Below are 16,562 nucleotides of genomic sequence, written 5' to 3'. Positions count from 1 at the left end.
TCATCTCCGAAAAATTCGGCCATCCTGGTCGATGGCCAGGTAGGACAAGCCTGACTGTTCAAGAAAGTCCAGCCCGTCCCGCTCCAGCAGCATGGCCGTGGTACTGCAGCTGCCGGCGGCGATGGCCATGGGCGACACCACGCTCACGGAGCGCCAGTACGACACCGGCATGCCGCTGTACGGATCAAGGATGTGGCAATAGCGCCGCCCATCCGCTTCGAAAAAACGCTCGTAATCGCCGCTGGTCGCCAGGGCGCCCCGGCTGAAAGGCACGCTGGCGATGGTGGCCCGGGCATCGCGCGGGTGCTGGATGCCGATGCTCCACTCGGCGCCATCCGGACGGGGGCCGAGAAAGCGCATGTCGCCGCCCAGGTTGACGTAGCCATGCTGCACACCTTGGGCGATCAGGATTTCCGCCGCGCGGTCCACGGCATACTCCTTGCCGAAGCCGCCGAAATCCAGCTCTATGCCAACGCGGGGCAGCAGGACGCTGCCGCCCTCGCGCCGCACCTGTTGCCAGCCGACCAGCGGCAACAAGCGCTCCAGCGTCCCCGCCGCAGGCACGGCACCGAGCCGGAAATCCCAGGCCTTGCGCAGCACGCCGGAGGTGATATCGAATCGGCCGCCGCTGCTGCGATGCACGGCATCGGCATACTCCAGCAAGGCCAGGGTCTCGTCATCGCAGTCGACCGGCGCCAGGCCGGCTGCCGCATTGATCCGGCTCACGATGCTGTCCGGGCGATAGCGCGAGTACTTGGCCTCGATCCGCCGTACTTCCTCCAGCGCCGGCTCGGCCAATGCCCGTGCCTCGGCGCCGTTGGCGGCGGCCAGCCGGATCTCGCAGCGGCTGGCCATGGCCTGGAAGTCGATCGTGTAGACCGGATTTACCACTGCCGTGTCACTCCGATTTGCAGGCTGACCGCGCGCATTGGCGCCAGGCCTGGACTGCCGCTGCCGAACACGCGCCAGGAACCGCGCTGCTCGTAGCGCTCGACCTTGAAGTCGAGCGCCCAGTCCCGGTTCAACTGCTTGGCGAGCTTGACGCCGAGCGTGACCGCCCCGAAGCCGGACAGGCGCTGGTCGGCGGAACTGGCCTGCCCGCTGCCGAACACGTAGCCGGGTGGGAAGGGCTCGCCGAGGGTGCGGTCATAGACCGGGTCGAAATAGAAGTCGGCTGCGCGCTGGGTGTACAGCCGTACGGCCGGCGTAACAGTCCAGCCATCGCTGAATCCCTGCACCCATTCGGCGCCCAGCGTGTGGGCGCTGATGCCGAAGCTGTCGCGGTAGAAGCGGTAACTGAGCCGGCTGGTCGCACCCAGCGCGACAAAGCGGTGGTTCCACTGCAGCAGGGCGGTATCCTGGCGCCGCTTGTCCGGCCGGTTGTCGGCCATCTTGTACGGGTCGGAATAGTAGCCATGCCCCTGGGTGTGGGTCAGGGTGAACTGGCCCACGTCGACCGGCGTCAGGACCTGCGTCACCCCTGCCAGCACGCTGACGGTCTGGCGCCCGGCGTCCTGCACGATATGGTTGACGGGGTTGATGCTGTCGTCCGAACCGCCCACGCCGAAATTCCAGGTCGTGTTCTTGTCCTCGCTGGAAAGCGACGCCTGCATCGACAGCGCGCGCGATACATAGTCATGCTCGGTCGAATACGCCGCCGACACGCCGACCGTGCCGTGCGGCAGGTAGCGCGTGACGGTCACGTCGCCGGCCTTGCGCAAGTCGTCCATGCGCGAGGCGCCGGAGACGGCTGTGTGGTAGCGCGGAGAAGCGCCCGACACGTCGTCCACCGTGGCGCTGGCGGCCACCGACCATTCGCCGGCGACCGGGGCCAGCACCGACACCGCCGGCGCATGCACGCGCACCCGGTCCAGCCCCGGCTGGTCTTCCTTGTAATACAGGTATTTGACGCCGATGCTGCCCCGTTCCGGCGGCGTTTCTGCATGCACGACGCCGATCCCCGGCAGCAGCATGGCCGCCGCCAGCAAGGCCTGGCCGACGGGCATGCCGTTCTGTGGTTTGTTTTCCATGGTCTTCCTTGTCAGTTGCAGCCGCATCCGCCGCCGCCCACGGCGCTGCCGCCGGATGCCGCTTCCTTGCTGGCGTAAATGTGTTCGTTGAAGCGCGTTTCCAGGCTGTCGCCCTGGAGCAGCATGTCGGTGCGCGCCAGTTCGCCTTTCTCCCAGGGCTGGACGGGTTTCACGGCGCAACCGGAAAGCCCGGCCAGCACGGCGCAGGCCGCAAGCAGGCGGGCGCTCATTGACGTACTCCCAGTGCGCTCTTGATGCGCGCTTCCAGCACGGTGCGGTCGGCGGGGCGGAAGCCGCTGTGTTCATACAGCACCTTGCCGTCCGGCCCAATCAGCACGCTGCTCGGCATGCCTTTGACGCCGTAGTTGCGCGGCGCGGTGCCGCTCGGGTCGAAGGCAATCACGAAACTGGCAGGCGTCGCGGTCAGGAAGTTGCGCGCGTCATCGGTCTTGGCGTCGACGTTGATGCCGACCACCTGCAAGCCCTGGCCGCCGTAGCGGGCCTGCATCTCGTTCATCCACGGGAAGGACTGGCGGCACGGCCCGCACCACGATGCCCAGAAATCGATGTACACCAGCTTGCCCTGGTATTGCTCCAGCTTCACGGTGCCTGCAGGGCCGCTCAGCGAAAAGGCCGGTGCCGCCTGGCCCGGTTCCAGCGCCATCGCCTGGCCGCCTACCGCCAGCGCGGCGGCGGCCGCCAGAATGCGCGCCTGGCGGCGGCGCCACAGCAGCACCGCGGCCGCCAGCACGGCCAGCACGGCCAGCATCGGATCGTTGCCGCCGCTGATCGAAGAGCATCCGCCGCCGCCGCGATTCTGAGTCGCGCCGGCCGCCGCCTCGCTCGAACCCTGTCCGGTCAGCGCGAGCTGCCAGCTTGCGCCGGTCGCCTGCAAGGTGGCGCCGCCGCTGGCGCTGCCCGCTGCGGTTGGCGTGAAGCGCACCGGCAGTTCGCAGGAGGCGCCGGCTTGCAGCGTCAACGGGAAGGCGCCGCAGGCATTGGCTTCGCCGGTTGCCACGGCGAATGGACCGCTGAAGCTAATGCCGCTCAATACGAGGGCAGCGGAGCCAGTGTTCGACAGGGTGAAGCGCTTGACGACGCCCGCGCCGCCGGCAGCGGTGCTGCCGTAGTCGAAGGCCTGCGGCGCAAGACCGAGCGATGGCGTGGGAGTGGGAACCGCGCTGGCGTTGCCGTTCAGTCGCACGGTGAACTGGGCGCCGCCATCGGTGACCAGCTGCATGTCTGCGCTGCGCGCGCCGGCCGCAGTCGGCTTGAAGCTTGCATCGATGGTGCAGTTTGCGCCAGGGCTCAGGGTGGCATCGGCGGCGCAGCTGCCGGCCAGCGCGAAGTCGCCGGGATTGCTGCCGCCCAGGACCAGCGAAGCAATTTTCATGGAACCCGTGCCGTTGTTTGCCAGGGTGACGCGCTGCGCGGCAGACTGCTGGCCCACCTGGGTATTGGCGAAGGCCAGCGGTCCGCTGTTGCTCAGTTGCGGGCGTGCCACCGGCGAAGTGGTGCCGACGCCGGTGACGGCAACCGACAGGTCGGCTGCGTTGGAACGTACCAGCAAGGTGCCGGTGACATTGCCTGCGGCCGCCGGGGCGAAGGACAGCGGCACGGTGCAGCTGGCGCCAACGGCCAGGCTGCTGCCGCAATCGCCGCCGCTGCCGATGGTGATGCCGGGCGCGCCGCTGACGGCAATGGTGCTGAAGGCCAGGGCCACGTTGCCGCGATTATTCAGCGTCACAGGCTGCACGATCGGAGCCGCCCCAATGGTCCACAGGCCGAAGGCAACGGCGCTCGGGCTGGCGTCGATGGCAGGAGCCGGTGCGGACGCGTTGCCGGACAGCGCGACCGCCACATTCGCATTGCTGGCGTTCGACGCCAGGTTCAGGCTGGCAGCGAAGGCGCCTGCCGTGGTGGGCAGTGCCTGCACCACCACGGTGCAATTGGCGCCAATGGCCAGCGGCGCCGTGGTCGCGCAAGTCCCGCCAAGCGTCATGAAGCCCGCCTGGGCGCCGCTCACGCCGATCGATGAAAAGCTCAGTGCCGCCTGGCCGCTATTGGTCAGGGTCAGGGTGCGCTGCGCCGGAGCATTGGTCAGCAGGGCGCCGAAATCAAGCGCCGTGGCCGACAGCGACAGCGTGGCCTGCGCCACGGCATTGCCGGTGCCGGACAGGGTGACGCTGCTGGAGCCGCCCGTGGCATTGTGGCTGATGGTCAGCGCGCCGCTGCGGGCGCCGGAAGCGGTCGGGCGGAACACCAGCTGCACGCTGCAGCTGCTGCCTGCCGCCACGGCCTGGCCGGAAGCGCAAGTGCCGCCGGTGATGCGGAAGTCGCCGCCATTGCCGCCGCCCACCGCCAGGCCGCTGATGTTCAGCGCCGACGAGCCGGTATTGGAAAGCGTGGTGGACAGGGCGCCGCTGTCCTGGCCCACCGTCGCGCCGCCAAAGGACAGCGTGGACGGCGCCACCGAAGCCGCCGGCGCCGCCGTCACGTTGGGGTTGCCGATGAAGGCTGCCAGGTCGGCAACTTCCGCCGCCGTGAACTTGCCGTTGTACAGCGATCCCATGCCGCCCTTGTTGGCTGCGAAGGCAGAACTGATGACGGTGGGGTTGTTAGCGCCCGCCAGGACGTTATTGACGTTGGCGGCCGGGTTTGCGCCGTGACAGGCGGAGCAGGTGGTGCCGCCTGAAGTGGGGCCGTTCAGGTACAGGCTTTTGCCGTTCAGGGCATCGGCGGCCTGCGCGAAATGCGCGGCTTGCGCCAGGCCCAGTGCCAGCAAAGCCCAAAGTCGGTGATGTTTCATCGGAGCTCCCGTGGTTGGTAATTGGTTCATGCGCACATCGACAGGGCCCAGGCATTGCATGCGCTGTGCAGCAGGGAGCACAGCCGCCAGTCGCGCCAGCGCTGGTAGGCCAGGCCGAACATCACGCCCGGCCCGAACACCAGCGCTGCCGCCAGCGGGCCGGAGCCCAGGTGCAGCGCACTGAAGGCCGCCGCACTGGCCAGCACCGCGACTGCGCCGCGCGAGCGCGGCAACAGCCATGCATGCAATCCCGCGCGCACCACCCATTCCTCCAGCAGCGGCGCCAGCACCAGCAGGCGCAGCACGGCGGCCAGGTCAGGCGAGAGCAGGGCGGGGCCGCAGACGGCAGTTTGAGCGAACACAGGTACTGAACATTCTGTCAATGTTGTTACGGTCAATACCGGCGCACGCGAAAATGGTTCAAAATCGGGTGTGAAAATATTTTTGAAAATTCTTTGAACCTTTTTGCTCCGGCTGTGTATTCACAGGCGTAAAAAGGAGAAAAGTGCATGCGGCTTGGCAGGAGGGCGGGAGTGACAGGGGACGTGGACGACGGTGAGCTGGTACGGCTGGTAGGAGGCGGCGATCGCCTGGCTTTCCAGGCCCTGTATCGCGCCTACTTCCCGCGCCTGGCCCGTTTCCTCGACCGCATGACGCGCAATGTGCCGCTGCTGGAAGAAATCGTCAACGACACCATGCTGGTGGTGTGGCAGAAGGCTTCCAGCTATGACGGCAGCAGCAAGGTCTCCACCTGGATTTTCGGCATTGCCTATCGCCAGGCCCTGAAAGCCCTGCGCGGCCTGGACGAGCCGCTGGAGGACGCGCCGGATGCAGCAGGCGAAGAATGGCACGAGCCCGAGCATGCGCTGGCGGCCTTGCAGTTGCAGCGCGGCGTCGGCCGCGCGCTGGACGCCTTGCCGCTGGAGCAGCGCGCCGTGGTCTGCCTGACTTATTACCACGGCATGGCCTACCAGGAGATCGCCGAGACCATCGGCTGCCCGGTCAATACCGTGAAGACGCGCATGTTCCACGCCCGGCTGCGCTTGAAGGACATGTTGTCCGATCATTTGGAAGAGATACGATGAATACGCAAGACCCATCGAACGTTGCGGAGCACCAGGACATGCAGGCACTGCTGCCCTGGTATGCCGCCGGCTCGCTGGCCGACGGCGAGGCGGCACGCGTGCAGCAGCATTTGCGCGATTGCCCCGAATGCCGCGCCGAGCTGGCCTGGCAGCGCCGCCTGATCGAAACGGCAGCTCCGTTGCCGGCCGGCCTGGACCCCGAGCGCGCCCTGGCGCGCCTGATGCCGCGCCTGGACGAGGCGCCGTCCCCTTTGGCCCAGCCCGTCGCCAAGCCATCCCCCGTCGTGCCGGCGTCGTCCCGCTTCGCCAGTGCCTTGCTGGACTGGCTGCGCGGGCCCGGCGACTGGAAGGGCTGGGCCATCGCCGCCCAGGCAGCCGTGATTGTCGTGCTGGCAGCCAATATGCTGCCGTCCGGCGCGCCGCCTGCATACAAGGCGCTCGGCAGCGCACCGGCGGCCACGCCCGACGTGCTGGTGGTGTTCAAGCCGCATGCCAGCGTGCAGGACGTGCAGCGGCTGTTGAAAACCTCCGGCGCCCACCTGGTTGGCGGCCCGACCGCCACCGGCGCCTGGCTGCTCAATGTCGAACCGGCGCAGCGCGCGCCAGTGCTGGCAGCCCTGCGCGCCGATCCCGCCGTGGACCTGGCAGAAGCGCTGGCAGCGGAGGGCGGTCAGTGATGCGTTGGGCCGCCATGATTGTTTGGGCGCTGTGCGCACTGGCAGGTCCGCCCGGCGCGCAGGCAGCGGCGCAGGCCAGGCCGGACGCTGTCGCGGCGCCCGCGGCCAGGGCCAGCGAAATCCTCGTCATGCTGCACTTGCCGGCGCCGCATTTCCGGGTCGATGGCTATAGCGGCGCCAGTTACCGCGACGATGCGGGCCGCCTGGCGCGCCAGCGCATTGCCGCCGCCCTGGCGCGCGAGCACGGTTTGCAAATGATGGAAGACTGGCCGATGCCGGCCCTGAATGTCGATTGCTATCGCATGCGCCTTGCCGCCGGCCAGGACCCGTCGGCCGTGCTGGCAGCCCTGTCGCGCGACAGCCGTGTCGCCTGGGCGCAGGCGATCCAGGATTTCAGCGCGCAAGGCGGCTCCGGCGCCTCGGGCGACCCGCTATACCGCGTGCAGCCCGCCGCCGCGCCCTGGCAACTGGAGCAGGTGCGCAAGTCGGCCACCGGCCGCAAGGTGCTGGTGGCCGTGATCGACAGCGGCGTCGAGGCCAACCACCCCGACCTGGCCGGCCAGGTGGCGGTGCAGGAGAACTTCGTCGACGGCCAGTCCTACGTCGCCGAGGAGCACGGTACGGCGGTGGCGGGCGTGATCGCCGCGCGCGCCGACAACGGCATCGGCATCGCCGGCGTGGCGCCGGAAGCCCGGCTGATGGCGCTGCGGGCCTGCTGGCAAGCCGACGGCGGCACGCGCTGCAACAGCTTCACCCTGGCCAAGGCTCTCAACTATGCCTTGCTGCACAATGCCCAAGTGATCAACCTGAGCCTGTCCGGGCCGCAGGACCGCCTGTTGCAGCAGCTGGTCGGCGTGGCGCAGGCGCGCGGCATCCGCGTGGTCGGCGCGATCGATCCGGCGCGTGGCGATGGCGGCTTTCCAGCCAACAGTCCCGGCGTGTTTGCCGTCGCTGCCGACGATGCGCCGCGCCATGGCGGCCAATGCCTGCTGGCGCCGGGACGCGACGTGCCGACCACCATGCCCGGCGCGCGCTGGGGCATGGTGTCCGGCTCCTCCTACGCGGCCGCGCATGTCAGCGGCATGCTCGCCCTGATCGGCGAACTCAAGCCGCAGCTAAGCGGCGAGCGCCTGCACGAGGGCATCGTGCGCAATAGCGGTCCCGCACCGTTGACGGGGATAGATCTTTGCGCCACCATCATGCGCATTACCGGTAAATGTTCCTGCGCATGCCCCAACCCTTCCTCCGACAACCTCGCACGTTCGCCCTGACCGGGCTGGCCTGCATCCTTGCAGCGAGTGCGCAGGCACAGGTGAGCGGCAGCGCCGGCATCGTATCGGACTATATGTACCGCGGCATCTCCTTAAGTTCCGGCAAGCCGGCGGCGCGGCTCTCGCTCGATGTCGATGGCGCCAATGGCTGGTTCGCCGGTGGCCAGGTGGTCAGCGGCCAACTGGCGCCGCAATCGCACCGCACAGCCCAGTGGCTGGGATATGGCGGCTATGCGCAGCGCCTGCCGTCCGGCCTGTCATGGGAAGCCGGCATGTCGGCCTACGCCTTCCACGGCGCGCCGGACTGGAATTTCCGCGAAGTGTTCGCCGGCCTGGCATTCGAAAACTACTCGGCGCGACTGCATTATTCGCCCGACTATCTCGGCTTCCGCGAGCGGACGGTATATGCTGAACTCAATGGCGGCGGCGCGCTGGGCTCCAGCTGGCGCTATTTCTGGCGCGGCGGCTACCTGTCGGCCCCGGGCAATGCAGCCAGCAACCGCGCGGAAGGACGCATGGGCGTCGGCACGTCAGTGGAGGGCTGGCAGATGCAGCTCTCGCTGGATGCGGCCCGCCTGCGCCGCCAGGGAACCGGCGCCGGCTACGGCAGCACCGCCAGCGCACCGTCCAGCAAGGTGCGCAGCAAAGTGGTGCTAGGCCTGGCGCGAGGCTTCTGAAATTTTGATCCAGGTCATTCCGTGCGCCGGTGCTATCGCATAGGCTGGGCGAAAGGAGTGACACATGGGATATGCATTGCGGGCCAGGCGGCTCGGCATCGACACTTACCAGCAGCCGGTAGCCTACATGCGGCGCGATTGCAAGGTCTGCCTGGCGGAAGGCTTTGAAGCGCAAGCGCGCATCGAGCTGCAATGCGGCGCGCAGGTCGTCGCCGCCACGCTGAACGTGGTTGACGGCGGCTTGCTGGACGAGCAGGACATCGGCCTGTCCGAGGCGGCCTGGGAAGCGCTGGCTGCGGCGCCGGGTGCGCCGGTCAGCGTGCGCCACCCGGCGCCGCTGGCATCGTTCGCGGCGGTGCGCGGCAAGATCCACGGCCGGCCGCTGGACGACGCAGCGGCCCAGGCCATCATTGCCGATATCGCCGGCGGGCGCTATCCGGACATCCACCTCTCCAGCTTCATCACCGCCTGTTCCGGCAACCGCCTCGACCTGGCGGAAACCATCGCCCTGACGCGCGCTATGGCGGCGGCGGGCGAGCGCATGCACTGGCCGTCGCAAGTGGTGGTGGACAAGCATTGCGTCGGCGGCCTGCCGGGCAACCGCACCACGCTGCTGGTGGTGCCGATCGTCGCCGCTTGCGGCATGACCATGCCCAAGACTTCCTCGCGCGCCATCACTTCGCCAGCCGGCACGGCCGACACCATGGAAACCCTGGCGCCGGTGGCGATCGGCATCGACGCCATGCGCCGCGTGGTGCAGCAGGAAGGCGGCTGCATCGTCTGGGGCGGCAGCGTGACACTGAGCCCGGCCGACGATGTCCTGATCCGCGTCGAACGCCCGCTGGAACTCGATAGCGATGGCTTGCTGGTCGCCTCCGTGCTGTCGAAGAAGCTGGCGGCCGGCGCCAGCCATGTGCTGATCGACATCCCGGTCGGACGCACGGCCAAGGTGCGCTCCGGGCAGGCCGCGTGCCAGCTCGCCGAGCGCCTGGAGGGGGCGGGGCGGGCGCTGGGCCTGGCCGTGAAGTGCGTCATCAGCGACGGCAGCCAGCCGGTCGGCGTCGGCATCGGCCCGGCGCTGGAAGCGATGGACGTGCTGGCGGTGCTGCAAGGTGCGTCCGATGCGCCGCAGGACTTGCGCCAGCGCGCGCTGGCGCTGGCCGCAGGCGTGCTGGAACTGGGCGGCCGCGCCGCCCCCGGCGAAGGCATGACGCTGGCCGCGCAGACGCTCGATAGCGGCGCCGCCTGGGCCAAGTTCCAGGCCATCTGCGCGGCCCAGGGCGGCCTGCGCCAGCCGCCTGTCGCGGCCTGCACCCATGTGCTGGAAGCGCGCCATGCCGGCCGCGTGGTCGCCATCGACAACCGCAAGCTGGCCACCTTGGCCAAGCTGGCCGGCGCGCCGCGCGCCGCCGCTGCTGGCGTGCGATTCTTTTCGCCGTTGGGCGGCAGGCTCGAAGTAGGGCAGCCGATCCTGGCGATCCATGCCGACACGCCGGGCGAGCTGGCCTACGCGCTGGAATACGCCGAAGCGCAAAGCAACCTGGTCACCGTGGAGGATGCGTGAGCAAGATCCTCGTGATCCAGGGGCACCCCGATCCCGCAGGAGGGCACCTGTGCCACGCGCTGGCCGAAGCCTACGTCGATGGCGCGCGCACGGCCGGCCACGAGGTGCAGGTCGTTACGCCCGCAACGCTGGCGTTTCCCATGCTGGCCAACGCGCATGAATGGGAAGAAGGCGAGGTGCCGCCGGCCTTGGCGCCGATGCAGCGCGCCATCGAGGATGCGCTGCATATCGTCATCGTTTATCCGCTCTGGCTGGGCGACATGCCGGCCAGCCTGAAGGCATTCCTGGAGCAGGTGGCGCGGCCCGGCTTCGCGCTGGCGCGGGAAGCCAAGAATCCGCTGCAAGCGGGGCTGCTGGCCGGCCGCAGCGCACGCGTGGTGGTGACGATGGGCATGCCGGCCCTGTTCTATCGCTGGTACTTCGGCGCCCACAGCCTGAAATCGCTGGAACGCAATATCCTGAACTTCGTCGGTATCAAGCCGGTGCGCAAGACGCTGGTTGGCGGCGCCGGAAAGATGGATGCCGGGGCTGTGGCGGCATGGCGCCAGCGCATGCGGGTACTGGGCGCCAAGGGAATCTGAAGTTAGCGGCGCGGGGTATCGCTGCGCGCCATGATGGCGCGGTTCAGGCGCTCCATTGTGTCGGCCGGCACGTCGCGGCTGCAGACGATGTAGCGCTTCAGGCCGGGCGGCATGTCGGCGAAATCGATCAGCACCAGCGACTGCAATTCCGGGAATTTGAGGCGCAGGTAGTTCCAGTCCTCGCGGTCCACGAACAGGTAGTCGGCGCGGCCGAAGGCCACCATGCGGAACATGGCCGATGTTTCCACCGTGCGGCGCATGATGCGGTTCTGGCTGGTGTTGATCAGGGCATCCAGTTCCGGGCCGTAGGAGACACCGTCGATTACGGCCAGCGTCAGCGACTTGTCCGATAGCAGGGATTTCAGGCTGGGGTGCGACCGGATGCGGGCCGCCACCGCCGGCACCGCCAGCACGGCGTGCGGCAGGTCCGCGTGCACCGGAACCGAATACTGCGCCACGGCCTCGCGCTCGGGCAGGCGGTACCAGCTGATCGAGCAGTAGTTCGGCATGCCGTGGTTGAAATTGGCCCAGATGCGTTTTTGCGGCTCGTTGACGAAGACCGCCGGCACGCCGGCGGCGGCGAATACCTGCCTGGCGCGTTCCAGCATGAAGCCTTTCGCGACCTTGCTTTCGTCAAAATAATAGTAGGGCGGCTTTTCGCGCCAGGCCACGGTCAGCGGCGCTTCCGCCTCCGCTCCTGCCGCGCCGGCGGTCGCCAGCAACCCGATGAAATATTTCTGCCACATGCTGCCATTATAATAGGGGGCAACAGCAGAAAGGAGTCGCACGATGTTCAGCCGTCCCCACGTAGCACCCCGCATGTTTGACGATCCATCCGCAGCATTGGCCCAGGTCCGGGCGATTTACGACGACAGTATCCGCTTCCTGCGCGAATCCCTGCAACGCTTTGTCGAGGGCGAAACGCCTACCGAGCGCGTGCGCGCCTGCTACCCGTATGTGCGGGTACAGACGGAAACCGTGGCGCGCGCCGATTCGCGCCTGTCGTACGGTTTTGTTGCCGGCCCCGGGGCCTTCGAGACCACGCTGACGCGCCCCGACCTGTTCGAGGGCTACTACACCGAACAATTCCGCCTGCTGTTGAAGAATCACGGCCAGCAGCAAATGCAGATCGAAGTGGGCCTGAGCGCCCAGCCGATCCCGATCCACTTCTCCTTTGCCGAGCATGACCACATCGAGGGCAGCCTGAGCGCCGAGCGCCGCCTGCTGATGCGCGACGTGTTCGACCTGCCCAACCTGGCTGCCATGGACGACGGCATCGCCAACGGCACGTTCGAAGCGGCGCCGGGCGAGGCGCAGCCGCTGTCGCTGTTTACCGCGCCGCGCGTCGATTATTCGCTGCAGCGGCTGCGCCATTACACCGGCACTTCGCCCGAACATTTCCAGAACTTCGTCATGTTCACGAACTACCAGTTCTACATCGACGAATTCGTGCGCCTGGGCCATGAGCTGATGGCCAGTCCGGACAGCGACGGCTACGTGGCTTTCGTCGAGCCGGGCAATATCGTCACGCGCCGCGTCGGCCACGCCATGCAGCCGGGCGACGACCTGGGCGCGGCGCCGCCGCGCCTGCCGCAGATGCCGGGCTACCACCTGGTGCGCGCCGACGGCAGCGGCATCAGCATGGTCAATATCGGCGTCGGCCCGGCCAACGCCAAGACTGCGACCGACCACATTGCGGTGCTGCGCCCGCACGCCTGGCTGATGCTGGGCCACTGCGCCGGTCTGCGCAACACGCAGCAACTGGGCGACTACGTGCTGGCCCACGGCTACGTGCGCGAAGACCATGTGCTGGACGAGGACTTGCCGCTGTGGGTGCCGATTCCAGCCCTGGCCGAAGTGCAGGTGGCGATCGAGTCGGCGGTGGCCGAAGTGACGCAGCTGGGCGGCCATGACCTGAAGCGTGTGCTGCGGACTGGCACCGTGGCCAGCACCGATAACCGCAACTGGGAGCTGCTGCCGCAGCGCACGCCGGAGCGCCGCTTCAGCCAGAGCCGCGCCGTGGCGCTGGACATGGAAAGCGCAACCATCGCCGCCAACGGCTTCCGCTTCCGCGTCCCCTACGGCACGCTGCTGTGCGTCAGCGACAAGCCCCTGCACGGCGAAATCAAGCTGCCCGGCATGGCCAACCAGTTCTACCGCGACCGCGTCGACCAGCACCTGCGCATCGGCATCCGCGCGCTGGAACTGCTGCGCGGCCTCGGCTCGGACAAGCTGCACAGCCGCAAGCTGCGCAGCTTCGCCGAGGTGGCCTTCCAGTAAGGCTTAGCGCTGCTTCAGCCACGCTTCGTAGCTGACGGCGCCGAGGCGCGGCCTGGCATCGGCGGCAGGCACCAGGCTGCCATGTTCGAGGACTGAGCCGAAGTAGGGCGCCTGCGGGTCGGTCACGATCGGCCGCGTCTCGCCGGCCACCGCCAGCGCGCGGCGCACGATCTGCTCCAGCGGGTAGGCTTGCGGGCCCGCCAGTTCGCTGGTGCCGTTCAGCGGCGCGGCCAGCGCCACATCGGCCAGCGCCTGCGCCACGTCGTCGGCCGCCACTGGCTGGATCAGGGCCGGCGACAGGCGGATGGTCCCTTCCACTGCCGACGACTGGCCGATGGCGGCCAGGAATTCCATGAATTGCGTGGCACGCAGGATGGTGTAAGGCACGCCGTTTTGCTTGACCAGTTCCTCCTGCGCCACCTTGGCGGCAAAGTAGCCATTCTCCGGCAAGCGGTCGGTGCCGACGATCGACAGCGCCACGTGATGGCGCACGCCAGCCTCTTTCTCCGCCTTGCCCAGGTTGTGGCTGGATTTCTGGAAGAAGTCCAGCACGTCGGCCGGTGCGAACGACGGCGAGTTGGCCACGTCGACCACGACTTCGGCGCCGGCCAGTGCGGCGGCCAGGCCGTCGCCGGTAACGGCGTTGACGCCGGTGCCCGGTGATGCCGCCAGCACTGCATGGCCTTTTGCCTGCAGCAGCTTGACCAGTTTGCCGCCAATCAAGCCGGTGCCGCCAATGACTACGATTTTCATGGTTTTTCTCCTATGGGTTGCTGTCACGTTGACAGACCATCTTAGGACGGCGAGAATCGGCAGGAATGACGAATACCCCTAATTTCCTGCCAAATATGCAGGGCGAACGCCTGGTGCTGTTCCTGGCTTATGAAGAGGTGGGCCTGCTGGACTTGAGCGGCCCCCAGACCGTGTTCTGGGCCGCCGACAAACGCATGCGCGAACGCGGCTTGCCAGGCTATGCGCGCCGGGTCGCCAGCCTGGCCGGCGGCATGGTGCGCAGCGCCGAAGGCATGGCCCTGGCGACCGAGCCGCTGTCTTCCTTCCTCCTGCAGGAGATCGACACGATCATCGTTCCCGGTTCGCCGGACATGCCGCGCGTGCAATCGTTGTTGCGGGAGCTGAGCGACTGGCTAGCGGTTGCCGCAAGCCGCGCGCGGCGCACGGCATCGGTCTGCAGCGGCACCTTCCTGCTGGCGCAGGCCGGCCTGTTGAACGGCAAGCGGGCCGCTACGCACTGGGCGATGTGCGACCTGCTGCAGGAGCGCTTTCCGGCCGTCGACATCGACCGCGACTCGCTGTTCGTGCGGCAGGAGGCGGTATGGACGTCGGCCGGCGTCACAGCCGGCATCGACCTTGCCCTGGCGCTGGTGGAGGCCGATTGCGGGTACGAGGTGGCGATGCAGGTGGCGCGCGAACTGGTGGTTTTCCTCAAGCGCCCCGGCGGCCAGGCGCAGTTCAGCGAGCTGCTGCTGGCGCAGGAGGCGGGCGGCGATACCTTCGAACGCCTGCACCTGTGGATCATGGAAAACCTGACGCTGGAGCTGCCCGTCGAAGTGCTGGCCGGCCAGGTGAATATGAGCCCGCGCAACTTCGCGCGCGTGTACAAGGAGAAGACCGGCCGCACGCCGGCCAAGGGCGTCGAGGCACTCAGGCTTGAGGCTGCGCGGCGCATGCTGGAGGCATCGCAACGCACGGTCGAACAGGTGGCGCGCCTGTGCGGGTTTGGCAATGAAGAACGGCTGCGCACCGTCTTCCAGCGCAAGCTGGGCGTTTCTCCCAGCGATTACCGCAAGCGCTTTGCGCCTTCCGCTATGCGGCGCACCAGGTAAAGGCCGATGATGTCGACCAGCGCATGGGCGATCATCACGGCCAGCAAGCCGATGTAGTCGAAGGCGAAGCCGAGCAGCACGCCCATGCCGAATACGCCGCTGGCCTGCCACAGGGCGGCGCGGTCGAAGCGGCGGAAGTCGTAGGCGCCGGCGTGCACCAGCAGGAACAGCAGGCTGGCGCCCCAGACGCCTGCCAGCGGCTGCAGCGCGGCGCGGAACAGCAGTTCTTCCGAAACCCCGGCGGCAAGCGAAATCCACAGGGGATTCCAGCCGCTGAGGTCCAGCCTTGTATAGCTGGCGGCGGTGCGCTGCACCGCTTCGGCATGGGGCTTGCGCAATGTGGTCAGGGCCGACATGCCGCCGGCGGCCAGCCCCAGCGCGATGCCGGCCAGCGCTTGCTGCCACCATGGCCAGCCGCCCAGCAGCAGTGCGGCAAGCCGCTGGCGCCGGAAGAGGAGGATGGCAAGGGCGATGCCGGCCAGCGCGGCGCAACTCAGTAGCTGCGTGCGCAGGGGGATTTTCAGATCATGCTTTCGAAGATGATCTTCCACTCGCTGCCTTCACGCGCCCAGTATTGGCGCTTGCGCTGGGTGGAGCGGTTCTTGCCGATCTTCGATTCGAGGGTGAAGGTGCTGACCAGCATATCGTCGCGGCTCGGGTAGCGGAAGATGGTGACTTCGCTGAGGGACACGCTGAGGCCATTCACGCTGGCCAGCGGGCGCATGTCTTTTTCGTACCAGGTCTTCAGGTCTTCGCCATTGGCCGACTTGAACTTGCCCGAATAATTCTTCAACAGCCGCTTGCTGTCGGCGCTGACCAGGTCGGCGCGCCAGGATTCGACCAGGCGGTTCGCGGTAAAACGCTCGTTATCCCATTTGGCCTTGCTGATGAACTCCTGGTGGTCGGCGATCACTACCGGCGTCCTGCCGATATCGACGGTGTTTTCAAGCTTGCGCAAATCGTCGTTGGTCAGCACCACGCAGCCGTCGGAAGCGAGGGGCGGGCGGCTGTAATTGTCGGCCGGCGTGCCGTGCAGGAAAATGCCGCCGCCGCTGCGGCCATTCAGGCGGTCCCATTCGTTGGGGTAGTTGATGCGCAGCGCGCTGGCGCCGTAGAAGTCGGGCAGCTTGGGGCCCGCTACGCGGCCGGTGATGTAGTAGACGCCGAGCGGGGTTTTCTGGTCGCCTTCGCGGAACTTGTCGACCCCCAGCTTGCCTTGGCTGATGTAGTAGTCGGTGACCAGTTTCAGTTCGCCGTTGTTGTTCTGGTAGACGTACAGGCGCGATTGCGTGGCGTCGACCACCAGCACATGGCGCATGTCGGCGCGCAGCTGCAGCACGGAGCGCGGCGCCAGTTCGGGACCGGGGCGCGCCACCAAGGTTTGCAGGCGCACGCGCGCTTCGTCGCGCAAGTCTTTCAGCTTGTCGGCCGGGCCGCTGGCGCCGGCGCCGAGCTGGGCCACCGGCTTGGTGTGCATCAGCAGCAGGTCGCCGCGAATCAGGTGGCCGACGCGGAAATTCGGGTAAGCCTGCACCAGTGCGTCGGCCTTGGCCATCGCCTCCTGGAGCTGGCTGGCGCGCAGATTCTTGTAAATCTCAAGCAGCATGATTTCGGCATCCTGCCGGGCGCGCGGGGCTTCGGCTGGATGGATGGACTTGGCCATGCCGGTGCCGGCTGGCGCCAGCACGGCGCATGCTGCCAACAGCGCGGCAGCGGCGCTGGCACTTGCTCGCTTCGACATCTC

At 67.7% G+C, this 16,562-nt stretch carries 17 protein-coding genes; 8 read left to right on the top strand and 9 right to left on the bottom strand.

Annotation, left to right across the window (positions count from 1 at the left end):
• From ACN9MW_RS19885 to mrtJ, 5 genes are read right to left on the bottom strand one after another with little or no spacing between them, the layout of a single operon-like run.
• Window positions 1-891, bottom strand: a complete 891-nt coding sequence (locus ACN9MW_RS19885; RefSeq protein ID WP_426162233.1) for an FAD:protein FMN transferase — start codon at window positions 889-891, stop codon at window positions 1-3.
• Window positions 885-2,030 (bottom strand): DUF3570 domain-containing protein, encoded by a 1,146-nt coding sequence (locus ACN9MW_RS19880; RefSeq protein ID WP_426162232.1) that lies wholly within the window; start codon window positions 2,028-2,030, stop codon window positions 885-887. Before ACN9MW_RS19880 ends, ACN9MW_RS19885 begins: the two co-directional genes overlap by 7 nt.
• An 11-nt stretch (window positions 2,031-2,041) precedes the next feature.
• Entirely contained in the window at window positions 2,042-2,260 is a 219-nt protein-coding gene (locus ACN9MW_RS19875; RefSeq protein ID WP_426162230.1) for a DUF4266 domain-containing protein, read from the bottom strand.
• Window positions 2,257-4,839, bottom strand: coding sequence for a choice-of-anchor D domain-containing protein (locus tag ACN9MW_RS19870; RefSeq protein WP_426162229.1), 2,583 nt, complete (start codon window positions 4,837-4,839; stop codon window positions 2,257-2,259). The genes ACN9MW_RS19875 and ACN9MW_RS19870 overlap by 4 nt, the downstream gene beginning before the upstream one ends.
• A gap of 26 nt (window positions 4,840-4,865) precedes the next feature.
• The gene (gene mrtJ / locus ACN9MW_RS19865; protein WP_426162228.1) at window positions 4,866-5,201 is read right to left on the bottom strand and encodes a JDVT-CTERM system glutamic-type intramembrane protease MrtJ; all 336 of its coding nucleotides are present in this window, start codon (window positions 5,199-5,201) and stop codon (window positions 4,866-4,868) included.
• A 171-nt stretch (window positions 5,202-5,372) separates the two neighbouring features.
• Between mrtJ and ACN9MW_RS19860 the strand changes: the two genes are divergently transcribed.
• The 6 genes from ACN9MW_RS19860 (at window position 5,373) to ACN9MW_RS19835 (ending at window position 10,694) form a co-directional block, all read left to right on the top strand.
• The gene (locus tag ACN9MW_RS19860) at window positions 5,373-5,924 is read left to right on the top strand and encodes an RNA polymerase sigma factor (RefSeq protein WP_426162226.1); all 552 of its coding nucleotides are present in this window, start codon (window positions 5,373-5,375) and stop codon (window positions 5,922-5,924) included.
• Window positions 5,921-6,601 carry a zf-HC2 domain-containing protein gene (locus ACN9MW_RS19855; RefSeq protein ID WP_426162225.1) on the top strand — a complete coding sequence of 227 codons (681 nt, stop codon included), beginning with the start codon at window positions 5,921-5,923 and terminating at the stop codon, window positions 6,599-6,601. Before ACN9MW_RS19860 ends, ACN9MW_RS19855 begins: the two co-directional genes overlap by 4 nt.
• On the top strand, window positions 6,601-7,872 hold the full coding sequence (locus ACN9MW_RS19850; protein WP_426172250.1) for a S8 family peptidase: 1,272 nt from the start codon (window positions 6,601-6,603) through the stop codon (window positions 7,870-7,872). Before ACN9MW_RS19855 ends, ACN9MW_RS19850 begins: the two co-directional genes overlap by 1 nt.
• Window positions 7,830-8,549 (top strand): TorF family putative porin, encoded by a 720-nt coding sequence (locus tag ACN9MW_RS19845; RefSeq protein WP_426162223.1) that lies wholly within the window; start codon window positions 7,830-7,832, stop codon window positions 8,547-8,549. Before ACN9MW_RS19850 ends, ACN9MW_RS19845 begins: the two co-directional genes overlap by 43 nt.
• A gap of 64 nt (window positions 8,550-8,613) precedes the next feature.
• Window positions 8,614-10,113 carry a thymidine phosphorylase family protein gene (locus tag ACN9MW_RS19840; RefSeq protein WP_426162222.1) on the top strand — a complete coding sequence of 500 codons (1,500 nt, stop codon included), beginning with the start codon at window positions 8,614-8,616 and terminating at the stop codon, window positions 10,111-10,113.
• On the top strand, window positions 10,110-10,694 hold the full coding sequence (locus ACN9MW_RS19835) for an NAD(P)H-dependent oxidoreductase (protein ID WP_426162220.1): 585 nt from the start codon (window positions 10,110-10,112) through the stop codon (window positions 10,692-10,694). The genes ACN9MW_RS19840 and ACN9MW_RS19835 overlap by 4 nt, the downstream gene beginning before the upstream one ends.
• Before the next feature lie 2 nt (window positions 10,695-10,696).
• Here the strand turns inward: ACN9MW_RS19835 and ACN9MW_RS19830 are convergent, their stop codons facing one another.
• Complete coding sequence (locus tag ACN9MW_RS19830) at window positions 10,697-11,440, bottom strand: substrate-binding periplasmic protein (RefSeq protein WP_426162218.1); 744 nt, start codon at window positions 11,438-11,440, stop codon at window positions 10,697-10,699.
• A 43-nt stretch (window positions 11,441-11,483) separates the two neighbouring features.
• Between ACN9MW_RS19830 and ACN9MW_RS19825 the strand changes: the two genes are divergently transcribed.
• On the top strand, window positions 11,484-12,974 hold the full coding sequence (locus tag ACN9MW_RS19825) for an AMP nucleosidase (RefSeq protein WP_426162217.1): 1,491 nt from the start codon (window positions 11,484-11,486) through the stop codon (window positions 12,972-12,974).
• Window positions 12,975-12,977: 3 nt separating this feature from the next.
• On the opposite strand, the gene ACN9MW_RS19820 is transcribed toward ACN9MW_RS19825, so the two are convergent.
• Window positions 12,978-13,727: an SDR family oxidoreductase gene (locus tag ACN9MW_RS19820; RefSeq protein WP_426162216.1), complete on the bottom strand. Its 750-nt coding sequence runs from the start codon at window positions 13,725-13,727 to the stop codon at window positions 12,978-12,980.
• A gap of 65 nt (window positions 13,728-13,792) precedes the next feature.
• Between ACN9MW_RS19820 and ACN9MW_RS19815 the strand changes: the two genes are divergently transcribed.
• Window positions 13,793-14,818, top strand: coding sequence for a GlxA family transcriptional regulator (locus ACN9MW_RS19815; protein ID WP_426162215.1), 1,026 nt, complete (start codon window positions 13,793-13,795; stop codon window positions 14,816-14,818).
• Here the strand turns inward: ACN9MW_RS19815 and ACN9MW_RS19810 are convergent.
• Window positions 14,773-15,369, bottom strand: a complete 597-nt coding sequence (locus ACN9MW_RS19810; protein ID WP_426162214.1) for a CPBP family intramembrane glutamic endopeptidase — start codon at window positions 15,367-15,369, stop codon at window positions 14,773-14,775. The genes ACN9MW_RS19815 and ACN9MW_RS19810 overlap by 46 nt on opposite strands.
• Window positions 15,339-16,559, bottom strand: coding sequence for a L,D-transpeptidase family protein (locus ACN9MW_RS19805; protein WP_426162213.1), 1,221 nt, complete (start codon window positions 16,557-16,559; stop codon window positions 15,339-15,341). Before ACN9MW_RS19805 ends, ACN9MW_RS19810 begins: the two co-directional genes overlap by 31 nt.
• Between the last annotated feature and the right edge of the window lie 3 nt (window positions 16,560-16,562).

Origin of the sequence: Pseudoduganella sp. R-34, assembly GCF_049904655.1 — a bacterium.
Classification (GTDB): domain Bacteria; phylum Pseudomonadota; class Gammaproteobacteria; order Burkholderiales; family Burkholderiaceae_D; genus Rugamonas.
The sequence above is the reverse complement of the archived record's forward strand: the minus strand, read 5'-3'. Positions and strand labels throughout refer to the sequence as shown.

Coding starts and splice junctions, on each gene's coding strand:
- ACN9MW_RS19850 (WP_426172250.1), top strand. CDS start 6,601: ATGCGTTGGGCCGCCATGATTGTTTGGGCGCTGTGCGCACTGGCAGGT.
- ACN9MW_RS19840 (WP_426162222.1), top strand. CDS start 8,614: ATGGGATATGCATTGCGGGCCAGGCGGCTCGGCATCGACACTTACCAG.
- ACN9MW_RS19875 (WP_426162230.1), bottom strand. CDS start 2,260: ATGAGCGCCCGCCTGCTTGCGGCCTGCGCCGTGCTGGCCGGGCTTTCC.
- ACN9MW_RS19870 (WP_426162229.1), bottom strand. CDS start 4,839: ATGAAACATCACCGACTTTGGGCTTTGCTGGCACTGGGCCTGGCGCAA.
- ACN9MW_RS19880 (WP_426162232.1), bottom strand. CDS start 2,030: ATGGAAAACAAACCACAGAACGGCATGCCCGTCGGCCAGGCCTTGCTG.
- ACN9MW_RS19820 (WP_426162216.1), bottom strand. CDS start 13,727: ATGAAAATCGTAGTCATTGGCGGCACCGGCTTGATTGGCGGCAAACTG.
- ACN9MW_RS19805 (WP_426162213.1), bottom strand. CDS start 16,559: ATGTCGAAGCGAGCAAGTGCCAGCGCCGCTGCCGCGCTGTTGGCAGCA.
- ACN9MW_RS19815 (WP_426162215.1), top strand. CDS start 13,793: ATGACGAATACCCCTAATTTCCTGCCAAATATGCAGGGCGAACGCCTG.
- ACN9MW_RS19845 (WP_426162223.1), top strand. CDS start 7,830: ATGCCCCAACCCTTCCTCCGACAACCTCGCACGTTCGCCCTGACCGGG.
- ACN9MW_RS19825 (WP_426162217.1), top strand. CDS start 11,484: ATGTTCAGCCGTCCCCACGTAGCACCCCGCATGTTTGACGATCCATCC.
- ACN9MW_RS19855 (WP_426162225.1), top strand. CDS start 5,921: ATGAATACGCAAGACCCATCGAACGTTGCGGAGCACCAGGACATGCAG.
- ACN9MW_RS19830 (WP_426162218.1), bottom strand. CDS start 11,440: ATGTGGCAGAAATATTTCATCGGGTTGCTGGCGACCGCCGGCGCGGCA.